We start from the raw sequence: 22464 nt of genomic DNA, 5'->3' as shown, positions 1-22464 counted from the left end.
ATATCCTAAGTGTTTGTAAAGGAGAAAGTTATGCCGCAATATGAGCTTAATTTAAGAGACTATATCCGGATATTCCAGAAGCGTAAATATACTATAATCCTTGTTTTTGTCCTTGTTACGCTTGCCACGATCATTTTCCTGCCTAAACAGTCCATTACCTATACCGCCAGTACAACTATAAAGATAGAGGAACGCAAGACCATCGCCGGGCTTTTGACCGAATGGATAGTATATAGCCCGGGAGATGTCATGGAATCGGAGGGGAGATTCATTACCAGTTTCCCTGTAATGATCCGGGTCGGCGTGGAAAAAGGCCTTATCCAGGAATCATGGTTTGAGGACCCTAAAGATAAGGCCGTTGATTTCAAGAACCGGGACCTGGGCCCGGAGAATATCAGGCCGGAGTATGTGGAAGACGCCAATATGATAGTTGTTTCTCTCCAGGAAAAGGTCAAGACCGAGATCCTTACAAACACGAACATGATCAAGATCACCGCGACTTCAAGCGTGCCTAAGGAGGCGATGGACCTTGCCAATATAGTGGCTAAATCGTATATAGCGGAAAACCTGAAAAGCAAGAATAAACAGGTCCGGCACGCCCGGGAATTCATTGAAGAGCAGGTCCGGGAGCTGGAAAGGAATATCAAGGATGCCGAAGAAAGACTGAATAAATTCGGCGATGACTCAAATAAGGTGAAGCTGGCGGGACCGATGGAGGAGAAATTAACGGATCTGCAATTCAAGCTGGTGGAGATGCGTCAGAAATACACCGATAAGCATCCGCAGATAATCCAGATCAGGGATCAGATCAGAAGCATGGAGGCGCAGGTCCAGGGATTGTCGGAAAGGCAGATGGAATACGCCAGGCTGCACCGGGAAGTTGAGATCAACCGCAAGCTTTATGCCATGCTCAAGGAAAAACTTGAAGAGGCAAGGATATCCGAAAGGGAGAAAGTAAGCGACGTGACTATCGTTGACCCCGCGGTTATGCCCGGAAATCCCATTACCACGGATAACCGCATAAAGGTCGTTATCGGCGCGTTCATGGGGCTTATCCTGGGTATCGCTTTTGCGTTCATATTTGAGACCCTGGATACTTCGATCGGTACCATTGAGGACGTCGAAAATGTGATCAAGCTGTCGGTCCTGGGTATAGTGCCTCCGATCGAATCGGAACTGGGCCGGAGCAATTGGTTTATCAACCGGATAAAAAACCGTTTTTCGCCCAAGAACAGGAGCGATTCCGAAGAGCGCCTGGTGCATCTTTTCGCCCATTACCAGCCGCATTCCCCGAATACCGAGGCATACCGCAATATCCATACCAATTTGAAACTTTCTCCGGGGCGTAAAACCATCCTGGTTACCAGCTCCGGGCCGCGGGAAGGCAAGACCAGCGTGGTCAGCAATCTGGGAATAGTCATGGCACAGATAGGTTTAAAGACCCTTCTGGTCTCGACCGATCTGCGCAGGCCGCTTCTGGAAAAGGTCTTCGGGATAAAACGCGAACCCGGGTTGAACGAATTGGTCAGCGGAACGATGCCGCTGGACAGCGTGCTGAATAATATAACCAACATAATGTTGGGGGATATCGGTTTTGAGGATATCCGTAAAACTCCGGGTATAGAGAATATCTGGATCCTGCCCAGCGGGCATCTGCCTTCTAATCCAGTGGAGGTCCTGGAATCCAAGGCATTCGCCGCCATTATTGAGATCCTAAAGTCGCGTTTTGATGTGATCATCTTTGATTCGCCTCCGGTTTTGCCGGTAACCGACGCAAACCTCCTGGCCCCTAAGGTGGACAGTGTCGTCTTGGTATATGAGATAGGCAGGACGAGCAGGGAAGGTTTGATGCGCGCCAAGGTCCAGCTGGAGTCGGTAGGCGCGAAGATCTCCGGCGTGGTCCTGAACCATACTCAGATGCAGACCGAGGCCATAAGCCCGTATCCTTATTATAATAAATATAAATATTACGGCAGGGAGGTCCCTAAGGCTAATCGTGATCCGGAGGTAAAAAAGAAGACGTAGTTCATATGGATAGGCGATCTTGCGGTTGTTCTTCAAAAAAGGGACTAAAGTCCCTTTTATGTTAGATAAATATGAGATGAGCAATAAAAACGGCCAGGCCTTAATATTTCTCGTAACCTTCGTTGTTCTTGTCTGCATCATATTCAGCGTTCTTGTCCTGGGATTGCCTTACAAACATACCTTTGTGGTTTTTCTTGCGCTTTTTGTTTTTATTATATCTTTTTTCCGGACAGATATAGCTTTGGTCATAATCCTTTTCTCGATGTTGTTATCCCCTGAATTAAGGGCGGGAGACGTTCCCAGCCGGGCGATCAATATCCGGGTCGAGGATATGCTTATATTCGTTGTTTTTCTGGGATGGATGGCCAAGATGGCGGTCAGGAAAGAACTGGGTTTTCTGAGGAAAAACCCGCTGAACTCGCCGATCCTGATCTACAGCACTATTTGCGTAATTTCGTCCCTCTTAGGGTTGATGGAAGGAAGGATAGTATTAAAGGAATCCGTTCTATACCTGCTTAAGTATTTTGAGTATTTCCTGCTTTTTTTCATGGTGAGCAACAACCTTAGGACGTCCCGCCAGGCCAGGATATACATTTTTCTTTTGTTCGTTACCTGCTTTGTGGTTTGTGTTCTTGCCTGGCTGCAGATGCCTTCGGGCCAGCGTCTTTCGACACCATTTGAAGAGGGCGGAGGGGAGCCCAATACCCTGGCAGGTTATTTGATCCTGATGATGGCGATGATCCTGGCTTTTTTGTTCTACGCCAAAAGGCACAATCACAAGTTACTTTGGTCGTCTTTTTTTTGTTTTGCCGCTATCCCGTTCGTATTCACCCTTTCCCGCGAAGGCTGGTTCAGTTTTTTTCCTATGATCCTGGCTTTCATATTCCTGCATAAAAAATCAAGGTTCCTGATGATCATGGCATTGATCGTCGGCGTGATCGTTTTTCCGTATTTTATGCCTAAAAAGGTCTATGACCGGGTTCAGGATACATTTGAGAAGCATAAGACGTATCATTTACTGGGAAAGAGTTTTACGGTTTCGGAATCCACCGCCGCGCGTATCGATGCCTGGGAGCAGGGCTTCACAAAGCTGGCTCAACGGCCGATACTTGGTTCAGGGGTGCCCGGAGGCGGGACCATTGATAACCAATATACCCGCGTTTTGACCGAGACCGGTACGCTGGGGTTCTTGACCTTTTCCTGGATAGTCTTATTACTTTTTCGCCTGGCCAATAAGACTTACCGGGAGATGGATGATGATTTTTCCAAGGCGGTAAGTTTGGGGCTTATGTGCGGTTTTGTCGGTCTTTTAGCCCAGTCCCTGGGCGCCGCGGTATTTGTCTTGATCAGGATAATGGAGCCTTTCTGGTTCCTGGCCGCTATCGTTACTGTCCTGCCTGAGATCGTGGCCGAAGAGAAAGGTCTGGAATATGCCGGAACGAAAGTTTGAGGAATCTTTGGCAATATCGGATAAGGTGATCCGGAACACCGCCTATAATACCGCCGGTAGGTTCTGGTCCATTCTGGTCGGTTTGTTCCTTACTCCTTATATTGTCAGCCGGGTCGGCATCGAACGTTACGCTGTCTGGTCTCTGGTCAGCGTGATAACCGGATATTTCAGCCTTTTTGATTTCGGGATCGGGATATCTTTCGTGAAATATATGGCGGAGTTCTTTGCCAGGAAAGAATACGAAAGGGTCAACCGGATAATCAGCACGGGTTTTGTTTTTTACAGCCTGCTTGGCGGGCTGATCCTTGCCATAGCCGCAGTCTGCATCAATCCCCTGACCGGTATCTTTAAAGTGCCGTCCGGGTTGTACCAGGAAGCGGTTTTTGTCTTTTTTGTAGGCACCGTTATTTTCGTGTCAGCCAACGCCTTAAGCCCTTTTGCCGCCGTGCAGTCCGGTTTGCAGCGCCAGGATATAACGAACAAGATAAGCTTTGTTCTGTCTATCGTCAATATCCTGGGTACAATACTGGTTATGGAGAGAGGGTGGGGCCTGAGAGGGCTGATCCTGAATAACGCGCTGGTCCTTGTAATCCACGGCGCTGCGAATATTATAATAGCCTCGCGTCTGCTGCCGGGGTTGAAATTCCGCCTGTCTTACTGCGACAGGGCTGTTTTTATTACATTATTCAAGTTCGGGTACAGGATACAGATCGCCAGGCTTTCCGCGGTGGTCAATACCCAGACGGACAAGGTGCTTATAGCGCATTTTTTCAGCCTTATATGGGTAACCTTTTACCAGCTGGGCAGTTGTATAATATACCATATAATGACTATCCCCAGCCTGCTTATCAGCGCGCTTATTCCGGCGTTCTCGGAGATCGAAGCTAAGGGCGAGAGGCCAAAGCTGGTTGAGGCTTACCTGCGCAGCACTAAATACATGGTTTTTTTTGTTTTGCCGTTATTTGTTTTTCTGATCGTGGCGGCGCCTGAATTGATGCTGGCCTGGATGGGCAAAGGGTTCGAAAGCTCGGTATTGATAATCCGGGTCTTATCCGTTGCCTGGATGATGAACGCGTTCGCCCAGGTCGCCGGGACGGTCTGCATCGCTATCGATAAGCCGCAGATAATGTCCAGCGGATCGGTGATCATGGTGGTGCTCAATATTATCCTGAGCATTGTTCTGATAAAGATCTTTGGGTTTTACGGCGTAGCCTGGGGAACGTTGCTCGCGGTGAATACCGGCACCGTTTATTACGTAGCCCGGCTGAACAAAGAGCTTAATATGCCTTTTTCCCGGATTATCGGGGTGATCCGGCCGGCGTTATGGGCAGGGCTATTTGCCTCATTGTTGACCTTTCTGCTGAATATGATCTTTCCCGTGACAGGCGTGATCCCGGGACGCCCCGGCGCGTTACTCAGCCTGTTCATCCAGGGAGCGGCCTTCACCATATCATATCTGGCGGTGATCTTTTACGCCAAATTCTTCAATGCGGCTGATATTGATTTTCTGGGGCAGAAATGCCCTTTTATGCGGGGCCTATTAAATAGATTGTATGGGAATTAGACTATGAATGCCGGAGAAAAGAACGTGGATATCTCGGTGGTTATTGTGAATTGGAACGTGCGCTCTATGTTGAAGCAATGCCTGGATTCGCTGTATCGTTTTACCAGCGACATAAGCTTTGAGGTGTTCGTGGTGGACAACGGTTCTTTAGATGGCAGCGCGGAGATGGTGGCGAAGGAATTTCCCTGGGCCATCCTGATCGCGAACAGCCGCAATTTGGGTTTCTCGGCCGGAAATAACCAGGCCCTGCGCCAGGCAAGGGGCCGTTACAGCATCCTGCTTAATCCGGATACGGAACTGGTAGATAATTCTTTAAAGGCAATGGCGGATTTTATGGACGGGCATCCGCAGGTGGATTGTATCGCTCCCCGGCTTATTTTTGCAGACGGGTCTTTGCAGGAAAGCTGCCGGCATTTTCCGTCTTTCTTTACGGATCTGAGCGAGAGCCTTTATCTGGATGAGGCATTTCCGGGGAACAGGATCTTTAACTGGTACAGGATAGGAGTATATTCATTTGACCGGATGGGCCCGGTTGACCAGCCTTACGGCGCCTGTTTATTGTTCCGCAAAGAAGACCTGGTGAGGCTGGATTTTATGGACGAGCGTTTCTTTATGTATTACGACGAAATCGACCTGTGCTACCGGCTTAAGAAATCGGGCGGGGTTATTTATTATTTGCCGCAGATACGGGTGATACATCACGGCAATCAAAGCTCCAAACAGGTCCCCGATGCCTGTCATTCCTGGAAATTGCGCAGCAGGCTTGCTTTTTTCAACAAGCACTACGGAAGGCAGGCCATGGTAGTATTGTTTTTTAACCTGGCCCTGCGCAGTTTCGTCGTATATGGTTTGCTCGGTTTTTCGCATATTTTGATCCGCCGGCCGCGCGACTGGGGATATTTTAAACGCATGGTAAGTTATATGTGGCGAGAGTACCGGAATTCCCTGAAAGGGGCGTAAGGAAGATGAAATACTGGCTGGAATTGGCGGCTAACCCGCTTTTTATATTGAAAAAACTGCAGATTGAGGCCCTATCAGGGTATTCGGGGTTTATTAAAGGCAGGGTTCTGGATATCGGCTGCGGTTTAAGGCCTTATGCCAGGTATCTCCGGGCTAAAATATACGTAGGTATCGATATTCTTGCTGAAGTGAAGCCGGATATCCGCTCTCGCTGCGATCCCTTGCCGTTCAAGGATGGTTCTTTTGACAGCGTGATTTGTACTGAAGTGCTTGAACATATCCTCCGTCCCCAGGCTTGCTTGGCGCAGATAAACAAGGCGCTTAAAAAAGGCGGAATTGTTTATATTACCGTGCCCCAAAGCTGGTGTTTGCATTATGAGCCTGATGATTACTGGCGTTTTACCAGATACGGGATAGAAACCCTTGTAAAAGAAGCGGGTTTTGAGATTGTGGCTATGCGCAGGATCGGCGGTGTTTTTTCCCTGGCAGGGGTCCGTCTGGTTGATGTGGCTTGGACAGTCATCAGGAATTGTCTGGGATCTTTAGGCGGGAAGTTTGCCGAGCAGGCGGCTACGGCTTTATGCCTGGGGTTCTCGTTGTTATTTTATATCCTGGCTAAATTAGGGGATGGTATTGATCAACGGGACGCCTTAGGTTGGGCGGTTTTGGCGAAAAAATGATAAGTATATGCCACATAGTCGATGCCTTGAATATCGGAGGCTTGGAAAAGACGCTGATCGGGTTTGTCCTTAATGCCCGGGAATTCAAGCATGTTGTTTTTTGCCTGAGGGCCAAAGGCCCTTTGGTAAAGTTTCTGGAAGACCGGGGGATCGAGGTAAGGGAATTCAGTCTCTCCGGGAGGCTGCGCATCCGCGGCATAATGCGGGTTACCGCGGAATTACGCAAGGGAAGATTCGATATCGTTCATTGCCATGGGCTCTATCCGGCGGTTTGGGGCGCGATATCCGCCAGGATGGCCGGGGTAGCGGTAGTGATAATGCATGTCCAGAACCAGTATTACGGTATTTCCTGGAAGGATAAAATCAAGGTCAGGACGGTAGCCGCTTTTACAGACCGGGTCATAGCAGTGTCCCTGGCGGTAAGGAAATGCCTGATCGGGTTTTTGGGGATACCTTGCGCAAAGATAGCGTTGGTTTATAACAGCGCCGAGGATAGGCGGTCATCGGATAGCTTGAGGCGTAAGGTCAGAGAGGGGCTGGGGCTGGCTCCAGGGGTATTTGTCGTCGGATCGATAAGCCGGATTGAAGGGCATAAAGGCCATAGTTTTCTTGTTGAGTCCATAGCTGAATGTCTCAGGCGGGGCCTTGATTGTAAATGCGTCATAATCGGCGACGGACCGGCAATGGACGGATTAAGGAACAGGGTTAAGTCACTGGGGTTGGAAAACACGGTAATTTTCCTGGGGGCCAGGCAGGACGCGGAAGATTACCTTTCAGGTATGGATATCTTTGTTCAGCTTTCCACGACTCATGAAGGCCTGCCTTTGGCTCTGGCCGAGGCTGCTTCCGCCGGCTTGTGCCTTATCGCTACCGATATAGGCGGCAATGCCGAGATCGTCCAGGACGGGGTTAACGGGTTTATCGTCCCGGTAAGAAACAGCACGGCTGTGGCCGAGAAGATCATATATCTGGCCGGGCATGAAGATGAAATGCGCAAGATGTCCCGCGAGTCGCGCAATACCTGGGAAAGCAAATTCAGCCAGAGGGAAATGGTCGATAAGATCGCCAAAATATATAAAGATGAGATCAGTAAGCGTAATCATACCCAATTATAACGGCAGGGAGTTTTTGCAGAAGAACCTTCCGATCCTCCTTAAACGGTTATCCGTTCACCCGGGAGAAGCGGAGGTTATTGTCGTTGATGACGGATCGACCGATTCCAGCGCGGAGTTCGTCAAAGGGATCAAAGGCGTGCGCCTCCTGGCTTTGGGGGCGAACAGCGGGTTTGCCAACGCGGTCAACTATGGCGTCCGTGAGGCCAAAGGCGAGATAATTTACCTGCTTAATTCGGATGTGGAAGTTTGTGAGGGTTTTTTGTCCCCTCTGATAAGGCATTTTGATGACGACAAGGTGTTCGCGGTCAGCTCAGTGGCGATAAAAGGGTTGAAGGACATCGCCCCCGGTAAAAAGGTATGGCCGCATTTTGTAAAATTCAAATACGGCATATTCTGGTATTGGTATGAGTGCCTGGATATGTGCTCTAAAGCCGCGGAGTCTTTTTGCGTCTCAGGCGGATACAGCGCTTTTGACCGCGTGAAGTTCCTGGAATTGGGGGGGTTTGATATCCTCTTCCGGCCTTTTTACGCTGAGGACGGGGATATCTGCTGGCGGGCCTGGAAAAAGGGGTACCGTTCTTTGATCGATCCGGACAGTTGCGTCATTCATAAGCAAAGAGGGACTATCGCGAAATATCATGAGCGCAGTGAGATAAGCAATATCCATTGGAAGAACAGGTTTTTGATGACCTGGAAGGATATTTCCGACCGGGGCTTGCTCCTAAAACACTTGCTTTTTACTATTCCGGAATTATTGATCTGCCCTTTGATCGGGAAAAAAGAATTCAGCGCGGGATTTTTTATGGCTTTGCCGCAGATCCCGGAGGTTATCAGGTCCCGGAGAAAACAACGGATCTTAACCGAGGTCTATTCCGATAGGGACTTGTTTAGGAAGTTTTCCAGTCTGCCTGTCGTTGAACCACACTGCATATTATACCTGCATGAGACTTCTGTGATCAGCGGAGCGGAAAACAGCCTGCTTAACCTGGCGAAAAACCTGGATAAAAAGAGATTTCGGCCCCTATTCGTTCTGCCCGGATCCGGGCCGTTAGCGGATGAATTGGAGCGTATGGGCGTAGAAGTGATTTATCTTGGATTCCCCAGGGTCAGATCTCTTTTGGGGGTGACCAAAACAGTGAGAAAGCTTTTCCGGATCGCCCGGGAAAAGAAGATCCGGATCATTCATTCCAACAGTATCCGCTCGCATTTTTACGCGTCGGTAACCTCCAGGATCGTTAAAGTCCCGGTGGTTTGGCATCAGCGCAATTTGTTGACTGACGAGATCATTGATCCTGACAGGTTGTTTTCGTCATTCGCCGACAGGATAATCTGCAATTCCCGGGCAATAGCCGATAGATTTTTGAGCAGGAATGGCTTGCCGGGCAATGTCCGTGTGGTGCATAACGGCGTGGATACGCAAAAATTCAGCCCGGATATAAGCGGTGAGAATATCAGGGGCGAGTTTGGGATAGGCAAAAAGGATATTGTGGTCGGCATCGCTTCCAGGTTCAATCTCGAGAAAGGCCAGCGGACCTTTTTGAAGGCTGCCGCAGAGGTGATCGCGGCATTGCCGGAGCTGAAAAACAGATTGAAATTCCTGGTCGCCGGAGGAGCGGTATTCAAGCGGGAAGAAGAAGAGGATGTTTTCTTAAAATCCCTGGTAAGCGACTTCGGCCTGGGACAGAATGTCATATTTACGGGTTTGCGGAAAGATATGCCTGAGATTTACGCCGCTATGGATATATTTGTTTTGGCCTCGGATGCCGAGCCTTGCGGAAGAGTGGTGCTGGAGGCTATGGCCTGCGCTAAACCGTTAATAGCGACTATCACCGGAGGCACCACGGAGATGGCCCAGGATGGGATAACCGGGTATTTCTTCAGGCCCGGGGACCATACGGCCCTGGCTGAAAGGATGATTTTCCTGATCGAACACGCGGATTTCGCCAAAAAGATGGGGCAGAACGGACGCTCGCGGGCAGAGGCTTGTTTTAAGATCGAGACTAATGCCCGGAAGGTCCAGGATATTTACCTGGAATTAATAGGGTTGAGATATGGATAAGCAGAGACTTTCAGTTATACTGGTGGTCCGCAATGAATCCTCCAATATCCGCAGGTGCCTGGATTCGGTAAAATGGGCGGATGAGATGGTCGTGGTAGACCAGGATTCGCAGGATAATACCGCGGCTATCTGCAGGGAATACACGGATAAGGTTTTTACTGTCCCGTCCAAGGGCTTTTGCGAACCCGACCGGATAACCGCCGCCGAACACGCGGCATGCGAATGGGTCCTTTATCTGGATGCCGATGAAGAGGTCCCTCCGGAATTAAGGGCCGAGATCCGGGGCATATTGGATTCAGGCGTCAGGCAAAACTCGTTCTACGTTGCGCGCAGGAATATATTCCTGGGTGAATGGGTCAAGGGCGCAGGCTGGTATCCGGCTTATGTGTTGAGGCTGTTCAGGAAGGGCAGCGTGGTGTTTCCGGCGGAGATACACGCCGCGATCTTGCCTTTAGGCGGTTACGGTTATCTGAAAAACCAGATCATTCATCACACCTGTTCCGATCTTGAGGAATATCTGGCTAAGGTCAACCGCTATTCCGGCATACTGGCCTGGCAGGCCTGGCAAAAAGGCGAGAGGCTTAACGCGCTGACCTTACCGGCCAAAGTTTTATTTTTGCCTTTGGCGCAGGCTTCCAAAAGATTCGTTTTGCAGAAGGGATTCATAGACGGTTATTTGGGGCTGGTGATCGCTTTCCTGACCGGATTGACTATTTTTCTGAAAGAGATTAAATTGTGGGAGATCCAAAGAAAGGCCCAAGCCTTAGCCCGATGAGCAAAGATAAAAGAATAAATTACCCTATCCGCGTGTTAATGGTCTCCCATTCCGGAGGGTTGACCGGGCCCAACCGAAGCTCATTCGCCCTGGCGACTAATTTAGATAAAAACAAATTTTATATCAGCAGCGCGTTTTCTCCTGTCGGGGAATTCAAATCCTGGATCAAGAACGCGGGGATAGAGTATTTCCCTTTGGGATTCGGGTTAAAAAGCGACCTGGAGATACTCTGGCAATTGATCAATATCTTGCGCCGGAACGAATATCATATCCTGCATGGCAGGATGGGAAGGGTAGGGCCGTTAATATGTTTGGCAGGCAGGATAACCGGTGTCCCGGCCGTTATCCTGACCGAACATATGAATGACCCTGAGCATAGCTGGCTTAAGGATAGGCCTGTCCGTTTTTTTCTGCACAACCTGGGGCATATGGCTACTAATAATTGCCTGGATAAGGTTATCGCGGTATCGGAAGAGGCCAGGGAAAGTTATATCCGGCGTCAGGGGATCGATCCGGCAAAGGTCGTATGTATACATAACAGCGTGGATTTTTCGCGCAGGACTCTGCCGGACCATCAGCGCAAAACAACTCTAAAAAAACAACTTGGTTTTTCAGAAGATAACCTTCTTATAGGTCTGGCCGGCAGGCTGATCCGGGAAAAAGGGTACGGTGATGTTATTATTGCCGCCAGGGAGATAATCGGCCGGAACCCGCAGGCGCGTTTTTTTGTAGCCGGGGAAGGCCCGGAAAGGGAAAGTCTGGAGGCGCTGGCAGCCCGGAATAATATCTCCGGAAAAATAAAATTCTCCGGTTTTATGGATGATATGGATTCGATAATGCCGGCATTCGATATGCTTATCCAGCCTTCCTGGAGCGAATGCCGGGAGTCTTTCGGGAATACCTTGATTGAGGCAATGGCTAACAAGGCTGTGGTTTGCGCCAGCAATGTTCCGGCTTTTCTCAGGATCACCGATAACGGAAAGGCCGGGGTGATCTTTCAGGAGAAAAACCCCGGGGATCTGGCGGCTAAGGTGAACGCATTGATAAACGACCCCGCAGCGCGCAATGATCTCGCGGAAAAGGCGTATCTATACTGCCGCCGGGAATTCAACGCCTCTAACGCGGCGCGCAGGCTTGAGAAAGTCTACCAGGACGCGCTTTTGGATAAAGGGTATAAATTATGCTAGCGCAAAAGCAATATCCGCCTTGTGTTATTTGCGGCTGTCAGGATGCCCGTTTTCTGTTCAAGGCGAAAGGCGTGGATATCCTTGGCGATAAATTATTCGGCCTGATCCAATGCCCCGGCTGTTCTTTGATCCGGTTATATCCTGCTGCGGAGAAAGTGGATTTCCGGGATATTGACAAAGGCGGTTTCTATACGGATAAACGCGGGAAAGGCATGATTTTTACGGCTTTTATTTTCTTAATGGGTATATTCATGCGGCTGCGGGCAGGAAAGATCGAAAAAAAGGCGCGGAAAGGCGCGATACTGGATGTGGGCTGCGGCCAGGGCTCGTTTCTTAAGGAAATGGCGCGCAGAGGCTGGGATTGCTGGGGTGCGGATATCTCCGCTTACGCGCTTGATGCGGCAGGGACAAAGGAGAATATACGCTTCTGTCCGGGGGATGTCGCGGATCTTGATCTGCCCGGCAATTATTTCGACGCGGTAACTTTCTGGCACAGCTTCGAGCATATCGCTGCGCCGGGACGGGCGCTTAATAAAGCGCGCTCCATCTTGAAAGATAACGGCCGTTTGTTCATTTCTGTGCCGAATGTGCGGAGTTTTGAGGCCAGGATGAGCCTGAAAGACTGGTTGGGCCTGGAATTGCCCAGACACCATTATATGTACAGCGCCCGGAATTTGATACGGCTGATCGATGGCAACGGCTTCCGCGTTACCGATATAAGCTATAACTCTTTGGAATATAATTTCCCGTTCATCAGCCAGAGCCTTTTTAATTTCTTGGGAGGGGAGCATAATTTGTTGCACAAAATGTTCAAAAGGGATGTTCTTTTGTATGACACCTGTTTTTTGCGCAGGCTCTACACGATATTCCTGATCGCGGGGTTGCTGCCTTTAACGTTAGTTTTGACTATTTTTATATCGGTGGTAAATATGGTTTGCGCGAACGGGACGGTTATCGAGGTTTTTGCCCGAAAGAAAGGGTTGAATGATTAAAAAAATACTCCGATCTCCGGTTTCCTTTATCTGTGCGTGTTTTTTACTGTATCTGGTTTTTATTTTACCTTCCTGGACAGAACCGGTGATGGGCGATGAGGTCGGGTTGATGCTGGCCGGCCGCGCGGTATTCCAGAAAGGGATAACCGTGTTCTTTGTCGAGCACGGTGACAGGCTTTTTGGGATATGGCATCCTCCGGGGTTTGTCCTGACGATCGGGGCGTTAGGCAGGGTGCTGGGCGTTAACGAGGTTTCCGGCCGGTTGCCCGGGATAACCTGTTTTCTGGTTTCGTTGATACTGATCTATTTGATCTGCGGCGAAATTTTCAAGAAAAGCAAGAATGCCGGATCAGCGGGTTTATGGGCTTGTTTGATCTATGCCATGAACCCTTTGGCGCAGCGGGGTTCGCTTTTGATCGATATGGACGGAACTATATTGAACACGGCGGCCTTGTTCTTTATTTGGCTTATTTCCCGCGCGCAATATCCGAGATTGGCCGCGAAACAGATACTGATATTGGGTTTTTCTTTGTTCATGGTAATGTTCATTAAATTATCCGCTCCTTTGCTGATTGTAGGGACATTCCTGGCATATTTGCTTTTCAGAAAGGCTGGGGAAAAGGCAAAACAGTTGATCCAGATAAGCTGCTGCGCGGTAATTTTATTCTTGTCGGCCTGGTTTGTTTACTGTTGGGCCAATGCCCGGGATCCCGGGGATATTTTATTTGTCCCGTTATCAGTGTTGAGCCGTTTCTATACCGGTGCAGCCAGTCCTGGCGGATGGGATATTTTTGCCCGGAATGCCTGGTCTGTCCTTATCTGGGCCTCGCCGTCGTTCATTATCCTCTCGGTTGTTTCCCTGATCGCGTTTTTTAAGCAGGGCAGCGGGGGGAATGAGCCGCTGCCGGCAAGGCAATTGGCGTTGTATGGGATCGCCGCCGGGGTTATTTATCTTTTTGTCGGAGGTGTCACGCATAGTTTCCCTAAGTACCATGCTGCTGTAATGCCGGTACTTTCCATATTTATCGGATGGTTTTTATCGGAGAAACTGCGTTTTAAGAAAGAAGAAATGCCGGTTTTATTCATTTGCGCGTCCGGGCTTATGCTCTATAATATTTTCGTGGTAGGCGATCCATTGTACGGGATAAATTACCGGCTTAAAGAGGCTTTGATCCTGAACAGCGGCTTAATGGCCAGGCAGGTGCTGTTTAAGGAGGCGGCCCGTTTTTTGCTGATCATCGCGGTTTTGCCTATGGCTTATTTATTCCTGTCAGCCAGATCAAAGCGTCCATTCCTGCTTGTTTTATTCCTGACTATGGTCAGCTCGAATTTGGCATTGTCTTTTGTCCAGGCAAAGGCCGGGTATAATACTGTTTATTGCTACGGCGCGAAAGGGGTCAGGGAAACAGCGGCTTTTGTGCGGGCTAACACCGATGCCGCTGAACCGATAATCGCTCCGGCGGAGATAAAATGGCTGGCGAATGATAATCTGCTTTCTTATGTTTTGAATAAAGATCTAAAAGGAAGGGATATGTTCATCCGGGCTATGAAAGAGCACAAAATAAGCTGCCTGGTCTACGGGGTTACCGGCAACAGCCTGAGCCAATACCGGAATATCTTTAATCAGGGTTCAGTGCGGGAATTTCTGGAGAATGGTTTTACATCCTCTCAAATAGGCTCGTATACTGTGTGGTTGAGGAAACAGGGGCGTTATTATGTGGAATGATAAGACTGTATCGTTAATCCTGCCGACTTATACCGAACGCGATGTGATACGTCGGGTGATCGAAGAATTTTGCGCTGGCGGATTAGTGGATGAGGTAGTGGTCTGCAATAATAACGCCGAGTGCGGCACCGATGAAGAGGTTGCCAAGACCAGCGCCCGCATAGTATATGAGAAAAGGCAGGGGTATGGCTGGGCTATCCAACAGGGGTTAAGCCAGGCTAAGGGCGAACTGTTGGTCGTGGCTGAACCTGACGGGACATTCCAGGGAAAGGATATCATCAAGCTTTTAGCTTACGCCGATGACTTTGAGGTGGTTATGGGGACCAGGACTACCCGTGAACTGATCTGGCAGGGCGCGAATATGGATTTCTCGCTGCGCTGGGGGAATTTTCTGGTAGCTAAGTTCCTGGAGTTCCTTTTTAATACCTCCCAGCTTACCGATATGGGATGCACTATGAAACTCATCAATCGCGGGGCGTACGATAAGCTGAAGGACAAGTTCCGGATCGGCGATTCCCGTTTTAACTGCGAATTCATACTCTGGATGGCGATCATAAGGTTGCGGTTCATCGAGATACCGGTGAATTACAGCGCCAGGAGCGGCGTATCGACAATAACCGGAAACAAGATAAAGGCTTTCTGTTTGGGATCCAGGATGTTTTTTCTGATCGCCTGGTATTTTTTGTCCCATGTTTTCGGCAATATGCGCGAACGCGCGGATAGGCAAAGGGGAGAATGAGCATAAGGTATTTATTGAAAGACGGATATCTTCGCCTGCGCGGATGGTTCCTTCGGCTGTTCTTTGTGCCTGGAAGGATAAAATGCATAAAGCCTGAACAGGTAACATCCATAGCGGTGATCCGGATCGACCGTATAGGCGATGTTGTGGCGTCTTTGCCCGCGGTCCGCGCTTTAAAGTCCATATTCCCGCAAGCGAAATTGGCTATGGTGGTCCCTCTTTCGCTTGTCCCGCTTTTAGAGAATATTCCCGGGATAGACCGGTTGATCCCTTACCGGGGGTTTTGGGGGACCGTAAATGTACTGCGAAAAGAAGGATTTTACCTGATAACGGACCTGCTTATGGATTATACGCTTAAAACGGCATTGCTCGTTTTTTTAAGCCGGCCGGCTGTCAGCGCGGGTTTTGATATCTCTGGACGCGGCAGGCTTTTTAACGTAGCGCTTAAGCCCGTGCCGGGACAGAAGAGGATGTGCGAATGCCTGATGGATATCCCCCGGGAACTCGCCGTTTTATCCGGAGGGGATAGCGGTCTTGCCGCGGATGCCTTGCCGCGGATCTTTTTATCGGATGAGGATAATTCATTTGCCGATGATTTCCTGAAAACCCGGGCGGTTGAAAAGGGCGAGCTTATAGTGGGGGTAGCCCCAGGAGGGAAATTTCCCAGCCAGCGCTGGGGGATCAGGAATTTTGCAGCCTTGGCGGATAAGATCAGCGATAAACATAAGGCCAGGATAATTTTGATCGCAAACTCACAGGAAAGAAAATCCGCGGGCAAGCTTGCCTCTTTGTTAACGCCGCATCCTCTTATGGCAGTCGGCTTGCCTTTGAATAGGCTGGCCGCGATTATATCCAGGATGGGCCTTATGGTCTGTAATAATTCCGGGCCGCTGCATATCGCCGCGGCTTTAGGTGTACCCACGGTATCTACTATGGGACCGACTGTCCCTTATTTGTGGCATCCTGCAGGCGAAAGGAATAGCGTTATCCGCAAGGACCTGTCCTGCAGCCCGTGCAGTAAGGCGTTCTGTTCGCGGCATAAATGTATGTCGTCTATCACGGTAAAGGAAATGGAAGAGGCGGTTGGGGCGTTGCTTGGCAGAACAGGTAAGCCTTAAGAATTTATGGATAAAAAAAGAAAAAAGCTCCCTGCGCCGCAGGATGTGCGCAATATCCTGATCATTAACCTCGGCGGGTTAGGCGATTTTCTCCTTTCGGAACCCGCGCTCTGCGCTTTGCGCGCTTTCTACCGGAACGCGCGTATCGTCCTTTGGTGCATACCGCGGGCCGCGCAGTTCGCGCAGGACTGCCCCTGCATAGACGAGGTGGTATTTTTCGATTTCCGTATGATCAGCACGCTCAGGACTTTGTTTTACCTGCGCCAAAGGGAATTCGAACTGGTTTTAAATATGCGCAGCATCCATTCCTGGGCCAGCGCTTTCAAGATGGCGGCTATTTTTCATCTGCTTAAGGCCGGATGCAGGATCGGCCGCGATACCGACGGCAGGGGTTTTTTCTTCGATATAAGGATCCCGGAGACTATTAAGGGCCGTATGCCGGAGTATCAATATGATCTGAACACAGTAAAGGCTTTGGGAATAGACGCGCAATACCGGCGGCCGCAGATCAGCATATCCGCAGGGGATAATGCTTATATACACGGGCTTTTGTCCGAATGCGGGATCAATGACGCGGATATCCTGGTCGGGGTCAATCCTTCCACGCCTGTTTTATCACGGCAGTGGCCGGCAGAGAATTTTGCGGCGGCGATAAACCGCCTGCAGGAGATGATCAAATGTAAAATAGTCATAACCGGCTTTAGAGGAACGGAGCCGGCGGTCATGCGCTTTAAGGAAATGTTAAAAGCGGAGCCGGTAAACCTTGCCGGGAAGACCACTATTAAGCAACTGGCTGTATTGATCAAAAGATGTAACCTGTATATTACCAACGATACCGGTTCAATGCATATAGCCTCGGTGCTGGATGTGCCGCAAATCGCTTTATTCGGCCCGGGAGACCTGGCCAGGTTCGACCCTCGGCATATCTCGGATAAGGCTGCAGTATTTTATTCGTATCCCGCGTGCGGGCCTTGTTATAATTCCGCGTGCGAGTCGCGAAGCTGTTTCAGGGACATCCGGCCGGATGCAGTGGCTGAAGCGGCGGTAACTATTCTGGGGAAAAAATGTTAAAGAAAATTTATTACTGGATGCATAATCTGACTGCGCGGGCTGATGAGCGGTTCGAGCATTCCAGCGGACATTGGCAAAGTATGGTCAGGCATCAGGCGCTTTTATACTGTAATATGGTAAAAGAAGGTAATATACTGGAAATCGGCTGCGGGGAAGGCCTGTTTTTATCGCAGCTCGCTTTGAACAATCCCGGCGCCCGGATTTTTGGCGTGGATATCAATCGCGGCAGAATAGAAAGGGCCAGGGAGAGATTCCGGCAAAAGGAGTTGAAGAATATAACTTTGCAGGTTCAGGGGGGCGAATCGATCGATTTTCCGGATGAATATTTTGATGCCGTGGTTTGTATCAATGTTTTTTATATATTGGAATCTATCGAAGCCGTAAGGCGGTTTTTAATGACCATGTCCAGGGTCTGCAAGAAACAAGGGTATCTGATCTTTGATTTTCGCAGTTCCCTGAACCAGTTGCTCAGGCTTAAGTATAAACTCGCCCCGTATTACGACGGGACCGTCAAAGGGCAGCCCTTGAACACATATTATCCTGCCCAGATAGAGGGTGTATTAAGGGAATTGGGCTTGAGGATGCTTGATGAAAAGCCGGTAGGTTTTCCTTGCAGGTCCTGGGCCCCTATTATAGTGATGAAAGCGGGGAAAAGATGATCAGGAAGATACCGATCATACGCCCCGATATAAGCGCCTCTGATATTATCCGCGGTTTTAAATCGCTTTGCGCAGGCAGCTCATCCGAGGAGTTCATTGCCGTCTTGTCCGGGTTCACCCGCGCGAAGTTCATCTGCACGGTCAATTCCGGGTTAGCCGCTTTTTATATCCTGCTTAAAGCATTGCAGGAAAAATCCTTTACAAAAGAGGTGGTCTTGCCGGCTTATACCGCAGGCAGCCTTATCACCGCGGTAAGAAAGGCGGGATTAAAACCGGTCCTGTGCGATATTTCCCTGAAGGATTTCAATATGGATAAGGATGTTTTATCCGGAGCGCTTTCCGGGGATACTCTGGCGGTGGTGGCCGTGCATATGTTCGGTATCCCTGTCCGGGATATCGCCGGGTTCAGGGCAATGATCCCTGAAGGGACATGGTTTTTAGAGGATTGCGCCCAGGCGATGGGGTCTAAGGTATCCGGCCTGCCTGTCGGCTGTTTCAGCGACGCCGGGTTCTTCAGTTTTAACCGGGGCAAGAACTTATCCGTTTTCTCCGGTGGATGCATATGCACCAATAATGAGGATATTGCCGCTGGCGTCCGGTCAGCTGTCCGGGGTTTGAGAAAAGCCGGGCCGTTATCCGGTTCTCTGCTGTTATTCAAGACCGCAGCCCTTGTCTTGGCCACAAACCCTATGGTTTACGGGTTAGGCTATCCGTTCATATCCCGTTTTAAGGATATAGCCCCGGCTATGGATCTTTCGGCCCGGCCCTTAAGCGATTTTCAGGCAGGACTGGGTTCTGTTCTTCTTGAAGGCTGCCGGGAGGATTTTTCCGCCAGGCATAAGAACGGCGCGTTCATTATTGAGGGATTGAGAGGCAATGACGGCGTTATCCTCCCGGATATATCCGGGAGGATCTATGCGGTATTTAACCGCTTGCCGCTTTTATTCAGGGATGCGCGGTTGCTTGAGCGCAAACAGAGGGAATTATGGGATGCAGGCATTGAGAGCTCCCGGATGTATGATATGCCTTTGCACCATATGTTCGAGCTGGGGTACAAAAAAGAGGATTTTCCCAACGCGGATTATCTGGCCGGGCATTTGCTGACCCTGCCGGTGTATCCTTTATTGAAGAAGCAGTATCTGGAAAAGATGATCGAGGTTATAAGAAAATAACATGCTGCCTTTACGAAACCTGAAAAGATCATCCGCCAAAGCGGTCCGACAGCCTTTATACGCGGTTAAGGTCCTGGCCAAGCGCTCTAAGGCGTATCTGTCTTATTGGCTATATCCGGGTAAAAGCAGCCTGCCTGAAGCTATAACCTTGTTTTTAACTTACCGTTGCAACCTGCACTGCAAAATGTGCGGACAGTGGGGCGATGGCGGAGTGACCAGGAAACAGGGCCAGGGTGTTTTAAGCCGGGAGCTTGGTTTGGAGGAACTAAAGCGAATAGTCGATGACTCGGCTTATTTCAAGCCGAATATCACTTTGTTCGGCGGAGAGCCCCTTTTGTTCCCGGGTTGTGCGGAGCTGATCCGGCATATCAAACAGAAAGGCAGGCATTGTTTAATGATCACCAACGGTTCGCTTTTGGCGGAATTTGCCGAAAGGATAGTGGAAGCGGGCCTGGATGAGCTGAATGTTTCTTTGGACGGCGCGGGTAAATTACATGATGATATCCGCGGAATGCCGGGTTTATTCGGCCGGATCATGGAAGGCCTGCAAAAGGTGAATTCCATTAAAGCCGGCTGCGGCCGGAAGAGCCCGTTAATAAACCTGCAATGCACGATCACCAGGTATAATTACCGTAATTTAGAAGAGATGCTGGAAGTGGCAAAGCAGGCTAAGGCAAATTCGTTGACCTTCCATAACCTGATATTCCTGAGCCGGGAGATGCTCGGCAGGCAAAGGGCCTGTGATGAGTTGCTCGCCTGTTCTTCCCGGGATTGGGAAGGTTTTGTTTTTGAGCCGGGGATAGACCCGCAGTATTTGTTTGAAAAAGAGAAAGAGATCCTCGGGCAAAAATACGGTTTCAGCGTTGATTTTTACCCTAATTTTTCTTCGGCGGAGCTTTCGGATTATTACAACAATACCTGTTACCGGCCTCCCGCGTCGAACTGCCGTTGCCTCAGCCCTTGGCTTTCAGCTTATATTTTCCCTGACGGCGAGCTCAGGCCTTGTTTGAACCTGACCTATTCTTTCGGTAATGTCAAAAAGGAAAGTTTGATAAAACTCTGGAATAACAGCCGGGCTAAACATTTCCGCCGGATATTGAAGACGAATAAAATATTCCCCGCGTGCGGCCGCTGCACGGAATTGTACAGGTATTAAGATGAGAAAAATAAAAGTCTGTCAGGTCATCACCAGAATGGACTGGGGAGGGTCTCCGGATATACTGCGCGTACTTTGCCGCGGGCTTGATCCGGCTGTATTCGATGTAAGTTTGATCATCGGGAAGACCGGGCATGTTTCGGCTAAGACCAGGGTATTTCTGGATGAGTTTAAAGGAAAGGTTACGGTTATAAAGCAGTTAAAAAGGGATATCTCGCTGTTTGACGACATAATGGCGTTTTTTAAACTTTACCGGATCTTCCGCGAAACCGGTTTTGATGTGGTGCACACCCATACGGCCAAAGCCGGCGCCTTGGCCAGAATCGCCGCGTATTTCGCCGGGGTCCCGGCGATCATTCATACTCCGCACGGCCACAATTTTTACGGGTATTTCAACGCTTTTTTTTCCGGATTAGTCCGGATAATAGAAAAACTCCTGGGTTGTTTTACCGACAGGATAATGGTCCTGACCGAGTTGGAGAAGAGCGATCATATAAAGTACCGCGTTGCCAACAGGGGAAAATTAGTTTTGATCAGCCAGGGCCTGGACCTGTCGGGATTTGATCCGGATAATAAGAATAATATATCCGTAAAGGAAAGCTTGGGCATATCCGGTAATTTTCTGGTCGCGGGTTTTGTCGGAAGATTGGAGCCGGTCAAGGGGCCGCAATATTTCATAAAAGCGGCAAAAAAGATCCTGGAAAAGCGGGAGGGCGTGAAGTTTGTCTTAAGCGGTGAAGGCAGTTTACGCCGTGAATTAGAGGAAGCGGTCGCTTCCTGGGGGTTAAGCGAGCAGATCGTTTTCTTGGGCTGGCAGGAGAATATTCCGGGGATCATGTCCGCGATGGATATGCTGGTATTGCCTTCTTTGAACGAGGCAGTGGGGATAGTTTTGATCGAAGCGCAATCCCTGGGCATACCTGTTGTCGCCAGCAATGTCGGCGGCATTCCCGAGGTGGTTAAGGATGGGCAGACCGGGTTATTGGTGGCGCAGGCTGACCCGGACGCGTTGGCTCAGGCAATGCTTAAGCTGTTGAGCGATCCCGCGCTAAGGCGGTCTATGTCCGGCTCCGCTCTTGCCTGGTGCCGGGATAGGTTCAAGGCGGAGGCGATGGTTGACAAGGTAACGCGGATGTATGAGGAGGTCCTTAAAGAAAAAAATGCCAGGGCATAGAGTTTTATTACTGATATTGTTCTTGATCTGCGGCAGCCGCGTTTTTGCCCAGGATTATATCCAGGTCCCCGCTGCTATACAGGTCGCTTCACAGATCAGCGACGGTAAATATACCCTCCAGGGGATAATTTCATCTGCCCGGGATAACGGGGTCAGGGTTGTGATCACGGCTGAGCGCGATCTGATGCGCTGGGAGTACGGGATATGGCCGCTGCGAAACATAATAAAAAAGCGGGTAGAGACCGGGTCAATATTCAAATACGGGATCAAAAGGTATCTCGGCCAGGTAAAGCGGATCAGGGACAGGAACCCGGATATGATAATATTGGCCGGCGTAGAATCGGCGCCGTTCTATTTCTGGGAAGGGTCTGTTTTTAAGAAGGGTTTCTCTTTAAAGAGCTGGCATAAACATATCCTCACTGTAGGGCTGGCGGATGCCGGCGATTACAGCCGCCTGCCAATAATAGGCAATAAAAAAGGCCTTAGCTTTGGCGTAAGCCTCCGGGATCTGTTCTTGTTCTGGCCTTTATTGATCGTTCTATCGGGGTTGGCCTGTTTGAGTAAAAAGGCCTATGATTATAAAGACGCGTATGGGAGGAAGCTGGGGCCGGTTTCTTCGGGCTGGCGTAAGGCCGGTTTGGCGTTGGTCGCGGTAGGCTTTATATTCCTGGCCAATAATTTTCCTTTCAGGAGCTATTTATTTGATCAATATAATGGCGATCAGGGTATATTGCCATATCAGAATTTCATAAATTACGCGAATCGGCAGGACAGCCTGACTTATTGGCTGCATCCGGAGGCGTCTAACCGCGATAAATCCGGGATGGTGAATATTGAAACCG

General features: G+C 49.7%; 19 protein-coding genes. All 19 read left to right on the top strand.

Going from position 1 to position 22464, the window contains the following annotated elements:
- Positions 1-30: 30 nt before the first annotated feature.
- Positions 31-2025: a polysaccharide biosynthesis tyrosine autokinase gene (locus M0R35_04750; GenBank protein MCK9594968.1), complete on the top strand. Its 1995-nt coding sequence runs from the start codon at positions 31-33 to the stop codon at positions 2023-2025.
- Positions 2026-2083: 58 nt separating this feature from the next.
- Entirely contained in the window at positions 2084-3475 is a 1392-nt protein-coding gene (locus tag M0R35_04745) for an O-antigen ligase family protein (protein ID MCK9594967.1), read from the top strand.
- Complete coding sequence (locus M0R35_04740; GenBank protein ID MCK9594966.1) at positions 3456-5039, top strand: oligosaccharide flippase family protein; 1584 nt, start codon at positions 3456-3458, stop codon at positions 5037-5039. The genes M0R35_04745 and M0R35_04740 overlap by 20 nt, the downstream gene beginning before the upstream one ends.
- A gap of 3 nt (positions 5040-5042) precedes the next feature.
- The gene (locus M0R35_04735; GenBank protein ID MCK9594965.1) at positions 5043-5999 is read left to right on the top strand and encodes a glycosyltransferase family 2 protein; all 957 of its coding nucleotides are present in this window, start codon (positions 5043-5045) and stop codon (positions 5997-5999) included.
- 5 nt (positions 6000-6004) lie between these two features.
- Positions 6005-6679: a class I SAM-dependent methyltransferase gene (locus tag M0R35_04730; protein ID MCK9594964.1), complete on the top strand. Its 675-nt coding sequence runs from the start codon at positions 6005-6007 to the stop codon at positions 6677-6679.
- Positions 6676-7794 carry a glycosyltransferase gene (locus tag M0R35_04725; protein ID MCK9594963.1) on the top strand — a complete coding sequence of 373 codons (1119 nt, stop codon included), beginning with the start codon at positions 6676-6678 and terminating at the stop codon, positions 7792-7794. Before M0R35_04730 ends, M0R35_04725 begins: the two co-directional genes overlap by 4 nt.
- Positions 7760-9853 (top strand): glycosyltransferase, encoded by a 2094-nt coding sequence (locus tag M0R35_04720; protein ID MCK9594962.1) that lies wholly within the window; start codon positions 7760-7762, stop codon positions 9851-9853. Before M0R35_04725 ends, M0R35_04720 begins: the two co-directional genes overlap by 35 nt.
- Positions 9846-10628 carry a glycosyltransferase family 2 protein gene (locus M0R35_04715; GenBank protein MCK9594961.1) on the top strand — a complete coding sequence of 261 codons (783 nt, stop codon included), beginning with the start codon at positions 9846-9848 and terminating at the stop codon, positions 10626-10628. Before M0R35_04720 ends, M0R35_04715 begins: the two co-directional genes overlap by 8 nt.
- A complete protein-coding gene (locus M0R35_04710) occupies positions 10589-11815 on the top strand; it encodes a glycosyltransferase family 4 protein (GenBank protein MCK9594960.1) in 1227 nt (408 codons plus the stop codon). Before M0R35_04715 ends, M0R35_04710 begins: the two co-directional genes overlap by 40 nt.
- The gene (locus M0R35_04705) at positions 11809-12807 is read left to right on the top strand and encodes a class I SAM-dependent methyltransferase (GenBank protein MCK9594959.1); all 999 of its coding nucleotides are present in this window, start codon (positions 11809-11811) and stop codon (positions 12805-12807) included. The genes M0R35_04710 and M0R35_04705 overlap by 7 nt, the downstream gene beginning before the upstream one ends.
- 88 nt (positions 12808-12895) lie before the next feature.
- On the top strand, positions 12896-14533 hold the full coding sequence (locus tag M0R35_04700; GenBank protein ID MCK9594958.1) for a glycosyltransferase family 39 protein: 1638 nt from the start codon (positions 12896-12898) through the stop codon (positions 14531-14533).
- Positions 14523-15272: a glycosyltransferase family 2 protein gene (locus M0R35_04695; protein MCK9594957.1), complete on the top strand. Its 750-nt coding sequence runs from the start codon at positions 14523-14525 to the stop codon at positions 15270-15272. The genes M0R35_04700 and M0R35_04695 overlap by 11 nt, the downstream gene beginning before the upstream one ends.
- Complete coding sequence (locus M0R35_04690) at positions 15269-16390, top strand: glycosyltransferase family 9 protein (GenBank protein MCK9594956.1); 1122 nt, start codon at positions 15269-15271, stop codon at positions 16388-16390. Before M0R35_04695 ends, M0R35_04690 begins: the two co-directional genes overlap by 4 nt.
- 6 nt (positions 16391-16396) lie before the next feature.
- On the top strand, positions 16397-17461 hold the full coding sequence (locus M0R35_04685; GenBank protein MCK9594955.1) for a glycosyltransferase family 9 protein: 1065 nt from the start codon (positions 16397-16399) through the stop codon (positions 17459-17461).
- Complete coding sequence (locus M0R35_04680) at positions 17455-18120, top strand: class I SAM-dependent methyltransferase (protein MCK9594954.1); 666 nt, start codon at positions 17455-17457, stop codon at positions 18118-18120. Before M0R35_04685 ends, M0R35_04680 begins: the two co-directional genes overlap by 7 nt.
- Positions 18117-19292: a DegT/DnrJ/EryC1/StrS family aminotransferase gene (locus M0R35_04675; protein ID MCK9594953.1), complete on the top strand. Its 1176-nt coding sequence runs from the start codon at positions 18117-18119 to the stop codon at positions 19290-19292. Before M0R35_04680 ends, M0R35_04675 begins: the two co-directional genes overlap by 4 nt.
- A 1-nt stretch (position 19293) precedes the next feature.
- Complete coding sequence (locus M0R35_04670; protein MCK9594952.1) at positions 19294-20448, top strand: radical SAM protein; 1155 nt, start codon at positions 19294-19296, stop codon at positions 20446-20448.
- A gap of 1 nt (position 20449) precedes the next feature.
- Positions 20450-21622 carry a glycosyltransferase family 4 protein gene (locus tag M0R35_04665; GenBank protein MCK9594951.1) on the top strand — a complete coding sequence of 391 codons (1173 nt, stop codon included), beginning with the start codon at positions 20450-20452 and terminating at the stop codon, positions 21620-21622.
- Positions 21609-22464 (top strand): hypothetical protein (locus M0R35_04660; GenBank protein MCK9594950.1); only part of this gene is annotated, 856 nt, incomplete at its 3' end. The genes M0R35_04665 and M0R35_04660, both read left to right, overlap by 14 nt.

The sequence above is a fragment of the Candidatus Omnitrophota bacterium genome, from assembly GCA_023227985.1.
Taxonomy (GTDB): domain Bacteria; phylum Omnitrophota; class Gorgyraeia; order Gygaellales; family Profunditerraquicolaceae; genus JALOCB01.
The sequence above is the reverse complement of the archived record's forward strand: the minus strand, read 5'-3'. Positions and strand labels throughout refer to the sequence as shown.

What these genes read in the sequence shown, in the direction of transcription:
- M0R35_04665 (MCK9594951.1), top strand. Translation starts at nt 20,450, where the DNA reads ATGAGAAAAATAAAAGTCTGTCAGGTCATCACCAGAATGGACTGGGGA.
- M0R35_04745 (MCK9594967.1), top strand. Translation starts at nt 2,084, where the DNA reads ATGTTAGATAAATATGAGATGAGCAATAAAAACGGCCAGGCCTTAATA.
- M0R35_04730 (MCK9594964.1), top strand. Translation starts at nt 6,005, where the DNA reads ATGAAATACTGGCTGGAATTGGCGGCTAACCCGCTTTTTATATTGAAA.
- M0R35_04720 (MCK9594962.1), top strand. Translation starts at nt 7,760, where the DNA reads ATGAGATCAGTAAGCGTAATCATACCCAATTATAACGGCAGGGAGTTT.
- M0R35_04675 (MCK9594953.1), top strand. Translation starts at nt 18,117, where the DNA reads ATGATCAGGAAGATACCGATCATACGCCCCGATATAAGCGCCTCTGAT.
- M0R35_04700 (MCK9594958.1), top strand. Translation starts at nt 12,896, where the DNA reads ATGGGCGATGAGGTCGGGTTGATGCTGGCCGGCCGCGCGGTATTCCAG.
- M0R35_04690 (MCK9594956.1), top strand. Translation starts at nt 15,269, where the DNA reads ATGAGCATAAGGTATTTATTGAAAGACGGATATCTTCGCCTGCGCGGA.
- M0R35_04680 (MCK9594954.1), top strand. Translation starts at nt 17,455, where the DNA reads ATGTTAAAGAAAATTTATTACTGGATGCATAATCTGACTGCGCGGGCT.
- M0R35_04740 (MCK9594966.1), top strand. Translation starts at nt 3,456, where the DNA reads ATGCCGGAACGAAAGTTTGAGGAATCTTTGGCAATATCGGATAAGGTG.
- M0R35_04695 (MCK9594957.1), top strand. Translation starts at nt 14,523, where the DNA reads ATGTGGAATGATAAGACTGTATCGTTAATCCTGCCGACTTATACCGAA.
- M0R35_04750 (MCK9594968.1), top strand. Translation starts at nt 31, where the DNA reads ATGCCGCAATATGAGCTTAATTTAAGAGACTATATCCGGATATTCCAG.
- M0R35_04715 (MCK9594961.1), top strand. Translation starts at nt 9,846, where the DNA reads ATGGATAAGCAGAGACTTTCAGTTATACTGGTGGTCCGCAATGAATCC.
- M0R35_04705 (MCK9594959.1), top strand. Translation starts at nt 11,809, where the DNA reads ATGCTAGCGCAAAAGCAATATCCGCCTTGTGTTATTTGCGGCTGTCAG.
- M0R35_04670 (MCK9594952.1), top strand. Translation starts at nt 19,294, where the DNA reads ATGCTGCCTTTACGAAACCTGAAAAGATCATCCGCCAAAGCGGTCCGA.
- M0R35_04725 (MCK9594963.1), top strand. Translation starts at nt 6,676, where the DNA reads ATGATAAGTATATGCCACATAGTCGATGCCTTGAATATCGGAGGCTTG.
- M0R35_04735 (MCK9594965.1), top strand. Translation starts at nt 5,043, where the DNA reads ATGAATGCCGGAGAAAAGAACGTGGATATCTCGGTGGTTATTGTGAAT.
- M0R35_04685 (MCK9594955.1), top strand. Translation starts at nt 16,397, where the DNA reads ATGGATAAAAAAAGAAAAAAGCTCCCTGCGCCGCAGGATGTGCGCAAT.